This is a genomic window from Candidatus Ruminimicrobium bovinum, from assembly GCF_902760015.1.
Classification (GTDB): domain Bacteria; phylum Elusimicrobiota; class Endomicrobiia; order Endomicrobiales; family Endomicrobiaceae; genus Ruminimicrobium; species Ruminimicrobium bovinum.
On the sequence record NZ_CACWEU010000005.1, the window covers coordinates 1 to 10,346 of the forward strand.

At 24.6% G+C, this 10,346-nt stretch carries 9 protein-coding genes and 1 pseudogene; 7 read left to right on the plus strand and 3 right to left on the minus strand.

Annotation, left to right across the window (positions count from 1 at the left end; all coding sequences use genetic code 11):
* From ACMUOV_RS00070 to ACMUOV_RS00080, 3 genes are all read left to right on the plus strand, one after another.
* Positions 1 to 1,429 (plus strand): thiamine pyrophosphate-binding protein (locus ACMUOV_RS00070; protein WP_413852569.1); only part of this gene is annotated, 1,429 nt, incomplete at its 5' end.
* A 226-nt stretch (positions 1,430 to 1,655) separates the two neighbouring features.
* On the plus strand, positions 1,656 to 2,975 hold the full coding sequence (locus ACMUOV_RS00075) for an ATP-binding protein (RefSeq protein ID WP_413852571.1): 1,320 nt from the start codon (positions 1,656 to 1,658) through the stop codon (positions 2,973 to 2,975).
* Positions 2,976 to 2,986: 11 nt separating this feature from the next.
* Positions 2,987 to 4,285, plus strand: coding sequence for an MATE family efflux transporter (locus ACMUOV_RS00080; RefSeq protein WP_413852573.1), 1,299 nt, complete (start codon positions 2,987 to 2,989; stop codon positions 4,283 to 4,285).
* A gap of 45 nt (positions 4,286 to 4,330) precedes the next feature.
* Here ACMUOV_RS00080 and ACMUOV_RS00085 read toward each other — a convergent pair whose 3' ends face one another.
* From ACMUOV_RS00085 to ACMUOV_RS00095, 3 genes and pseudogenes are all read right to left on the minus strand, one after another.
* The gene (locus tag ACMUOV_RS00085) at positions 4,331 to 5,236 is read right to left on the minus strand and encodes an FkbM family methyltransferase (RefSeq protein WP_413852575.1); all 906 of its coding nucleotides are present in this window, start codon (positions 5,234 to 5,236) and stop codon (positions 4,331 to 4,333) included.
* 30 nt (positions 5,237 to 5,266) lie between these two features.
* The gene (locus ACMUOV_RS00090) at positions 5,267 to 6,178 is read right to left on the minus strand and encodes a glycosyltransferase family 8 protein (protein ID WP_413852577.1); all 912 of its coding nucleotides are present in this window, start codon (positions 6,176 to 6,178) and stop codon (positions 5,267 to 5,269) included.
* A 257-nt stretch (positions 6,179 to 6,435) separates the two neighbouring features.
* Positions 6,436 to 6,759 (minus strand): annotated as a pseudogene (locus tag ACMUOV_RS00095) (glycosyltransferase); the annotation flags it as partial.
* A 246-nt stretch (positions 6,760 to 7,005) separates the two neighbouring features.
* Here ACMUOV_RS00095 and glf point away from each other — a divergent pair.
* From glf to ACMUOV_RS00115, 4 genes are all read left to right on the plus strand, one after another.
* A complete protein-coding gene (gene glf / locus ACMUOV_RS00100) occupies positions 7,006 to 8,121 on the plus strand; it encodes a UDP-galactopyranose mutase (RefSeq protein WP_413852579.1) in 1,116 nt (371 codons plus the stop codon).
* Between the two features lie 8 nt (positions 8,122 to 8,129).
* Positions 8,130 to 8,903: a DUF4422 domain-containing protein gene (locus ACMUOV_RS00105; RefSeq protein WP_413852581.1), complete on the plus strand. Its 774-nt coding sequence runs from the start codon at positions 8,130 to 8,132 to the stop codon at positions 8,901 to 8,903.
* A gap of 6 nt (positions 8,904 to 8,909) precedes the next feature.
* On the plus strand, positions 8,910 to 9,920 hold the full coding sequence (locus ACMUOV_RS00110) for a glycosyltransferase family 2 protein (RefSeq protein ID WP_413852583.1): 1,011 nt from the start codon (positions 8,910 to 8,912) through the stop codon (positions 9,918 to 9,920).
* A gap of 37 nt (positions 9,921 to 9,957) precedes the next feature.
* Positions 9,958 to 10,346 (plus strand): glycosyltransferase family 2 protein (locus tag ACMUOV_RS00115; protein ID WP_413852585.1); only part of this gene is annotated, 389 nt, incomplete at its 3' end.

A 10,346-nucleotide genomic window follows, 5' to 3' on the forward strand; every position in this document is an offset into this window, starting at 1 on the left:
AGACCAAGAGGTTGATATAATTTCTTGTGTAAAACCTTTAACAAAATATGCTGAAATGTTAAAAGACAGTAACGATATAGAATATATATTGGATAAAGCCGTTTATCTTGCAACACATGGAAGATTCGGACCTGTTTGGATAGATATTCCTATTAATTTCCAAGCTGCAATGATTGATGAAACAAAATTAAAAAAATATAATCCTGCTGAAGATGAACTTGTCCTTCCAAACATTGATAAAGAAATTTTACATGTCGTTGAATTGTTAAAAAATTCTAAAAGACCATTAATTATTGCCGGACATGGTATAAGATTATCAGGAGCAAAAGATATTTTTTTACAATTAGTTGAAAAGTTGAATATACCGGTCGTTACAACAATGAATGGGTTTGATATTATTTCTGATGATAACAAAAATTTTATTGCAAGAATAGGAACAGTTGCTAACAGAGCCGGAAATTTTGTTCTTCAAAATGCGGATTTGGTTATTTCCATAGGTTCCAGAAATAATATAAGACAAGTAAGTTATAATTGGGAAAATTTTGCTAAAAATGCCAAACTTATATCTGTTGATATTGATAAAGCTGAACTTGATAAGCCAACGGTTAAACCGGATATAAAAATTAATTCGGATGCTAAAGTTTTTATAGATAAGTTTATGCTTTATGCAAAGAGAAAGGAATGTTCCGATTGGAGAAAATTTTGTTATAAAATGAAAGAAAAATATCATCCTGTGACAGAGGCTGTTAGAGTTGGAAATAATCCGATAGAACCTTATTATTTCATTAGCAAGCTTATTGAGCAGTTTAGAAATGATGAAATTGTCGTTGGAGGTAACGGAACAGCATTTTTAGTTCCTTTTCAGGTAGGGAAAGTGAAAAATAATCAGAGATATATTTGGAACAGCGGAGATGCTTCGATGGGATATGATTTGCCCGCAGCAATAGGTGCTTGTTGTGCAAATAATAAAGAGAGAGTTGTTTGTATTGCCGGTGATGGTTCTATAATGATGAATTTACAAGAATTGCAGACAATTATAACAAATAAATTACCGATAAAAATTTTTATTTTAAATAATAATGGTTATATCTCCATTCAACAGACTCAAAAGAATTTTTTTGATGGAAGAATGACAGCCTGTACAATAAATAGCGGTGTAGAAATTCCTGATTTTATAAAACTGGGTCAAGTTTTTGGTTTTAAGGTATTTAAAATAGATTCTTTAGAAAATTTGGAAAATAAAATTCAAAATGTTTTAAATTTTGAAGGTCCTGTATTATGTGAAGTGTTTTTAAGTCCGGGTTATATTTTTGCACCAAAACTTTCGGCAAAAAAACTTCCTGATGGAACAATGGTATCACCAACACTTGAAGATATGTTCCCTTTTCTTGATAGAAAAGAATTTGAAGAAAATATTATAAAAGATTAAATAAATGTTTAACTTAATAACAAACTTACCTAATCATTTAAAAGTTACAATAAGTGCATAAATTAAAGAAAGAATAATCAAAAAAGAAATATATGTAGGACTAATTTTTGTAGCAACAAGCAAAAACTCGTCCAGAATTTTATTTGTTTGCACATTTTATCCCTTGACTTTTTGTTAGTTCTTGGCTAAAATAAATATAAAAATTATAAAAAACAGGGTAAAAATAATGAAAAGAACTGCAATGGAAATATTAATTGAATGGAAGAATAATCCAGATAGAATGCCTATGGTTGTTAAAGGAGCAAGGCAGGTAGGTAAAACTTGGTTGATGAAAGAATTCGGGAAACAATATTTTAAAAATATTGCTTATATAAATTTTGATAATGATAACAATAGCGAATTAAAAAATTTGTTTGATGGAAATTTTTCTACGGAAAGAATAATATCCGGTCTTTCAATGGAAAGTGGAATAAATATTGAACCTGAAAAAACTTTAATTATTTTGGATGAAATTCAAAATGTGCCGAGAGCATTGCAATCGTTAAAATATTTTGCAGAAGAACAGGAAAATAAAGAAAAAAAATATTGTATAGTTGCAGCAGGTTCCTTGCTTGGCATAGCTCTTCATCAAGGAACATCTTTTCCTGTTGGAAAAGTTGACAGCATGACATTATATCCTATGTCTTTTATTGAATTTTTGGAAGCTATTGAACAACATAAATTTGTAGAACTTTTAAATAAAAACGATTTACAAATGATAAGTATTTTTAAAGATAAATTTATTGAATTTTTAAAATTATATTATTTTGTCGGTGGTATGCCTGCTGCGGTCTTAAAATATTTAAAAACAAAAAAATTAAAAGAAGTTCGTAAAGTGCAACAAAAAATAATTGATGACTATAAACAAGATTTTTCAAAACATGCTCCAAACGAGGTCGTTCCAAGAATTAACATGGTTTGGAACGGAATAATTACACAACTTTCAAAGGAAAATAAAAAATTTGTTTATGGAGTTTTAAAAAAAGGTTCACGGGCAAAAGATTTTGAAATTGCAATACAATGGCTTATTGATTGTGGACTATGCTATAAAATTGATAGGATAAAAAAGGGAAATATTCCGTTAAATGCATATATGGATTTTTCTTCTTTCAAACTTTTTATTCTTGATGTCGGTCTTATAGGAACAATGGCATTTATAGATGAAAAAACTTTATTGCAAGGAAATAATATTTTTACGGAGTTTAAAGGCACTCTTACGGAACAATATGTATGTCAGCAATTAATTTCTTGTTTACATAAAAAGCCTTTTTATTGGTCTGCAGAAAATTCTGATGGAGAAATTGATTTTATTATACAAAATGACGGAAGGGTTATTCCTATAGAAGTAAAAGCAGAAGAAAATTTAAATGCAAAAAGTTTAAAAGTTTTTGTAGAAAAAAATAAACTTGATTATGGAATAAGAATATCAATGTCAAACTACAGAAAAGAAAATAAACTTATAAATATTCCTCTGTATTGTATTTCTCAATTATTTGATATATTATAAATTATTACAATATGTTTAACTTAATAACAAATTTACCTAATCATTTAAAAGTTACAATAAGTGCATGGGTAGCAAGGGGAATAATTGCAATTACAAATTTAATTGCAATAAAATTTCTGTTGCCGTATTTAGGGACGGAAAGTTATGCAGTGTATCTTGTGCTTTTGTCTTTCACTTCATGGTGTGCTTTAACCGATTTCGGTATAGGTTTTTCTTTGCAAAATTACATTTCAGAATTTAGAGTAAAAAAACAAGATTATCAACCGTATATAAATTCTGCATTTCAAATAATAATTTTATTTACTGCCATAGCTGTTATTTTATCTTTAGTTTTATATCAACCGATACAGAGTTTTATATTAAAAAAATACACGAATATTTTAAATGTACAAACCGTTAATGTTGTTTTAGCCTCATTAATATTACTTATATTCGTGGGTGTTGTAAATATATCAACTAAAGTTTATTATGCATTGCAAAAAGGAATAATTCCTAATGTTTTAACTTCAATTGCATATATAATTTCATTTTGTGCAATGCTTGTAGTTATAAATACACAAAGTGAAAGTAATAAAATTTTGAAAATTATTTTATGTTATACTTTACCGCAATTATTATTTAATGGATATTTGTTTATAAAGATATTTAAAAATTCAATAATGGAAATTTTTAAAATAAACATAAATATTTTAAATAAATTATTTAACAGAGCTTTTAAATTTGCTGGGTTTGTAGTTATTAGTTTATTAATTTCAGGAACGGATTATTTTATTTTAGCTAAAACAAGTAGTTCGTTAGATGTTGCTGTCTATAGTGTGTTTACAAAAATCTTCCTTGCCGCCTTTTCAATAAACAGTTGTTTGTTAGTAGCTTTTTGGCCTATTGGAACAGAATTATATTATAGTGGTCAAATAGAAGAATTAAAAATCAAATTAAAAAGATATTTAACATTTGGTATATCATTAATATTAATAACAATAATTGTAAGCTTCTTATTTAAAAATTTAATTTTTAAGGTTTTATTACCAAACATAGATTATAATTTATCGTACAACTTTTTTTTATTGAGTGCATTATATTTCAGCATTTTAATTGTTTCAGATACATATACCGTATTTTTACAAAGCATAAATGTATTAAAAATATTTTGGATATATATGCCAATACAATTTATAATTAGTATTACTTTACAATATTATTTTTCGTTAAAGTATGGAATAAATGGAATAATTTTAGGTTTGTTATTGTCTTTTTTATTAACAAGTTTTTGGCTGTTACCATATAAATTTAACAAATTAATGAAAAAATGAAAGTTATAGTATAAAATATAATATTATGAAATATTAAAAATATGTTTAAATTGCATAAATAATGGTTTCTGTTAAATTTGTAAAATGATGTCTTATATAAAGTTTATAATTCATATTCAAATTAATAAGCCATTCCGGTATTTCTAACATATCCTCATTTGAATGATAAATACATATTGCAAGTTTAGGCTTATTTTTCCTTATAGTTTTTTCTGCTCCTTTTAATGCATTTAATTCTGCACCTTCTATATCCATTTTTAAGAATGTCATATCACTACATTCTGGAATATTGTCTATAGCATCAACATCAATTTTAATTACTTGTTCAGTTATATTTTGAAAATTATATAAATTATTAATATTAACATGAGTTTGTTGTAATTTTGAAGACATTGTTTCATCTTGTATAAATTTTAAAATATCTTTTTCATACCAAATACCTAAATTAAAATAAAAAACATTATTTCTTTTCTTTTTTTGTAATTTGGAAAAATTTTTTTTATCTGCTTCAAATGCAATAATTTTTTTATATTTTCCATTAGTGTTTTTTATAAATTTTTCTATAGTATCTCCGGTATATGCACCACAATCAACAAAGACTTCCGAATCAATTAATTTTATTATATCTTTAGGAAAATACTGATCTGCCATAGAATATTCAGGTACATTCCTGCTATTAATAAAACATCGATAGTTTATTATTTCACTATAAATTTGCTTTGACTTTTCATCTGCTAAATAAGATATTATTTTTTTTACTCTATCTTTATTTAATTCAAAAAACTTATAACTCTCTTTATTAACAATAGGTTTTAAATTTGCAGTATCAGTTAATTTTAATTTATCAAAAAAAACATATATTAAATCGGAATATTTGGAACTTAAAATGATATTGACTATTTTATTTCCAAACTTAGAATATCTTATTTTTGTTTTTAATTTGTAAAGCATTTGTAAAATTCCTTTTAATTACACTGTTTTTTATTTCTTGTTTTTAGTGTTAATTAATAATTTATTAGTATATCTTTTTATTAAATTAAAATAATAATACTCAAAAAACATTTTGAATTTACTTTTCATATTATGCGAACGATAAAATGGTGTTAATTTTAAATAATCTATGTATAATTCCCCGAAAGGAATATAAATTGATTGCCAAGGTTTTATAGCACCTGTATAATGAACTATTGCAGGGTTTAAAACAGCTTGTTTTATTTGTTTCTTTAAAGGATGTAATTTCCCGAGTATTCTTGCAAAACTATCCTGAACATTCCATTTTAAATCTAATGCTTTTATTTTGTCTTTTAATTTGAAATTTATAATATCTTGATCATTGTGTATTAATAATAAATTATTTTCAGTAGCACTTAATAATTTTTCTTCAATATAATCCTCTCTCCATTTTGCTATGTTTATTAATAATACACCTGCATTTATATAAAAAGAATCAGTTTCTCTTTTTAAAAATCTTCTATCAAAATAGTATCCAATATCTTCAACACCTGCAATATAATAATCTTTAATATCTTCGTTAAATAAATTAGACAAACTTTTTAAAACAATTATATCACAATCTAAATAAATAATTTTATCAATATTTATAGGTAGTAAACTTGCAATTTTAAAGCGAAAATAAGTTGCAATAGAAATGTGAAAAGAATGATTTGGTAAATATGCTAATTTTGAAGAATCAATTAAAATAAATTTTATTTCAAAATGTTTTATTTCTTTTAATTTCAAAATTTTTTCTTTATTATCGCTTGTTATTCCACCATCAAAAATAAAAAAAAATAATTCATCATCAGTATTTGCATTTTTTAATATAGATGCAATCGTAACGGTAAGATGCTGTGCATAATTATTATCTGATGATAAACAAATATTTATTTGCATTATGAGTGTTTAATAAATGATAAATCTTTTTTTATAATATGTTTTTTAACCATAATACCACTATACTTTATTATTATTTTTTTTTCAATGTATTTTTTTGTATTAATGTTGTATCATTAATAATATTTATATTAATTGAAAAAAATTTTATTGTTTTTTAATTGTATTAAAAAAAATCTTTTTTAAAATAATTAACGAATAATTTTGAATTTTTACAAATAAAACTTAAATATTCCAAATTGAAATTGAATTGTTGTTTAAAAATTAATTCTTTCTTTTTCAACGACGAGAGGTCTGTTTTGAACTTGTGTTAATATTGTGTTAAGGTATTCTCCTAAAATACCTATAAAAAACAACTGAATTGAGAAAAAGAAAAATACCGATATTAAAATAGGGGCCGTACCTGCAGGTAAGTTATACCAAAATAACAATTTAAAAATTAAATAAAATAAAGCCAAACAAAAACTTAAAACGGATAAAATAAAACCGCACATAGTGGCAATTCTTAAAGGTACTTTTGAATAACTTGTAAAAGCAAGCATTGCCATATCGTAAAGAGTATAAAAATTATTTTTTATTACAAAGTACACATATTTAATTCTTCTTTAAACCTAAAAGCTCCTTTACAGTTCTTTGTTGAAAATAATAAAATGTCGCAAATGTATGTAACCGATACAATTATTTTATAAAATTTTATTAATTTATTATAATAACACAATAAATAGTTGATGTTTATGCAATAAAAATTTTACTGGTTACATAAGTTTTATGTGTTATAATAAGTGTTTAATAAAATATTAAAAATATGTGTTTTTTGAGAGAAATATATGAAGTATGATTATTTGGTTGTAGGTTGCGGTTTGTATGGTTCCGTTTTTGCAAGAATGGCAACGGATAAAGGTAAAAAAGTATTAATAATAGAAAAAAGAAACCATATTGCAGGAAATGCGTACACTGAAAAAATTGAAGGTATATATGTTCATAAATACGGACCGCATATTTTTCATACCAATAACAGACAGGTATGGAATTATATAAATAGATTTATTGAATTTAACAGATATACAAATACTCCCGTAGTAAATTATAACGGTGAAATATATTCTTTGCCTTTCAATATGTTTACATTTAACAAAATGTGGGGATGCGTAACTCCGGATGATGCAAAAAAAATAATCGAACAACAAAAAAAACAAATAAAAACCGAACCGAAAAATTTGGAAGAACAGGCAATAAGTTTGGTAGGTAAAGATATATTTGAAAAACTTATAAAAGGTTATACCGAAAAACAGTGGGGAAGAAGTTGTAAGGAACTTCCTGCTTTTATAATTAAAAGATTGCCCGTAAGATTTACTTATGACAACAACTATTTTAATGCTTTATATCAGGGAATTCCTATCGGCGGATATACAAAACTTGTAGAAAATATTTTGGACGGTATAGAAGTAAAATTGAATGAAGATTATTTGAAAAATAAAGCATACTACAATTCAATTGCAAATAAAATTATTTATACGGGTGCAATTGATGCTTATTTTGATTATAAATTCGGAACTTTACAATATAGAACCGTTCATTTTGAAAATGAAATATTGGATATTCCCAATTTCCAGGGAAATGCGATAGTTAATTATACCGACAGTCAAACAAAATGGACAAGGATTATAGAACATAAATGGTTTCAATTCGGTAAAGATGAACAAGATAATGTTTTGTCTAAAACAATAATATCAAGAGAATTTTCAAAGGAATGGGATAGACAGGATGAACCGTATTATCCCGTTAATGATGAAAAAAATAATAATTTATATTTAAAATACAAAGAATTGGCCGATAAAGAAAAAAATATTTTCTTTGGCGGACGGCTTGGAGAATATAAATATTACGACATGGATAAAGTTATGGAATCCGCTCTGAATTTTGCAGAAAAAGAATTAAATTAATTAAAGATATGAATATAAAAATTATAGTTGCAACTCATAAAAAATATCAAATGCCTAAAGATGATATATATTTCCCTTTACATGTAGGTGCAGAAGGGGGAAAAAATATAGGTTTTATCGGTGATAACACCGGAGATAATATATCCGAAAAAAATCCTTATTTTTGTGAATTGACAGGGCTTTATTGGGCTTGGAAAAATTTAGATTATGATTATTTGGGTTTGGTTCATTACAGAAGACATTTCAGAGGAAAAACAAAAAACAATAATAAATTTGAACAAATAATAAAAAAACAAGAAATAGAAAACTTATTAAAACGGACAGATATTATTGTTCCTAAAAAAAGATATTATTTCATAGAAACATTATATTCTCATTATGAACATACACATTACATTGACGATTTGGAAAAAACAAAAAAAATATTAGAACAAAAATATCCGGACTATGTAAATTCTTTTAATATTGTATTGAATAAAAAATCAGCACATATGTTTAATATGTTTGTCATGAAAAAAGAACTTGTAAATAATTATTGCAGTTTTATATTTGATATTTTATTTGAATTGGAAAAACAAACAAATCCTTCACAATATAATAAGTATCAAGCAAGACTTTACGGATATATTTCGGAACTTTTACTTGATGTTTGGATAGAACAAAATAAATTAAAATATAAAGAAATTCCTGTTCTCAATATGGAAAAAATCAATTGGTTTAAAAAAGGAAGCAGTTTCTTAAAAGCTAAATTTTTCGGTAAAAAATACGATAGAAGTTTTTAATGATAAATGAATAATCCAAAAGTATCGGTAATTGTTCCGGTGTATAATGTAGAACAATATTTAAGACAATGTCTTGATAGTGTTGTAAACCAAACATTTAAAGATATTGAAATAATTGTTGTTAATGATTGTTCTCCTGATAATTCTTTACAAACAATCAAAGAATATCAACAAAAAGATGAAAGAATTGTTTTAGTTGATTTGAAACAAAATGTAGGTCTTGGTTTTGCAAGAAATGAAGGTGTGAAAATAGCAAAAGGTAAATATATAACTTTCGTGGATTCGGATGATTGGATTGCGGATAAATACATAGAGATTTTATATAATGAAATTGAAAAAAACAATTTAGATGTTGTCGGTTCTTCCGTTTATTTCTATGATAATAATTTAAAACAAATTGTTAATGTTAAAAATATTTCTGCAGATATATTAAACAATAGTAAATTGGAATCACTGTTAATTCCGCAAAAAAATTACTTTGTCATTCCGGCATGGTTAAAAATTTATAGAAAAGCTTTCTTGTTTGATAATAACATTTTTTTTGAATTAAGAGAAAGTGAAGATAATTTATTTTATATATATATACTTTTAAAAACGAAGAAAATAAAATTCATTGATGATAAAATTTATTATTATAGAATTAACAGAGAAAATTCTTTAATACAAAAAATAAATAAAGAGTTTAACTGTTTTCATTTATTTGAAAAATTAAAAGAAAGATTGGTTTTTGAAAATAACTATGATGAGTACAAACGATTATATTATCAATATATTTCTATATTAACCGCATCAAAACTGGAAGTATTAAATTTAAAATTATCCGAATTAAATATTTATTTCAATAAATTCAAGGATACATATTATAATAAAGATTTTAAAAAAAATTGTTCGACAAAAAATTTAAAAACAATGCTTAAAATAAGATTGCTTTTATTTTGTTTTTGTTTAAGATTTAATATAAATTATGCAGTTATAGGTAAATTTTGCAGAAAGATAATTTCTTTTAAAAATAAATAAAAACTTTATAGCAGTTAATTTGGAATATAAAAATATTATGAAATATTTTAATGATAATCTTGTATCAATTATAATACCGGTTTACAATATCAATTTTTATCTGTTGGAAAAATGTATTAACAGTTGTATTCGTCAAACATATACTAACATTGAAATTTTAATTATTGCAAATGGAATAGATGATAATATTTATGAAAAGCTTTTGCCTTTTCAAAAAATTGATAAAAGAATAAAAATTTATAGAATAAATCATAAGGGTGTATCAAAAGCAAGAAATGAAGGAATAAAAATATCAAGAGGTAAATATATTGCCTTTATTGATGCCGATGATTATGTGGAAAATAATTATATAGAAAAATTATCGGAGTATGAAGCCGATATTGTTGCCTGTTCTTTTTATAAAGAATATCCTTTTAAAAGTGAAAA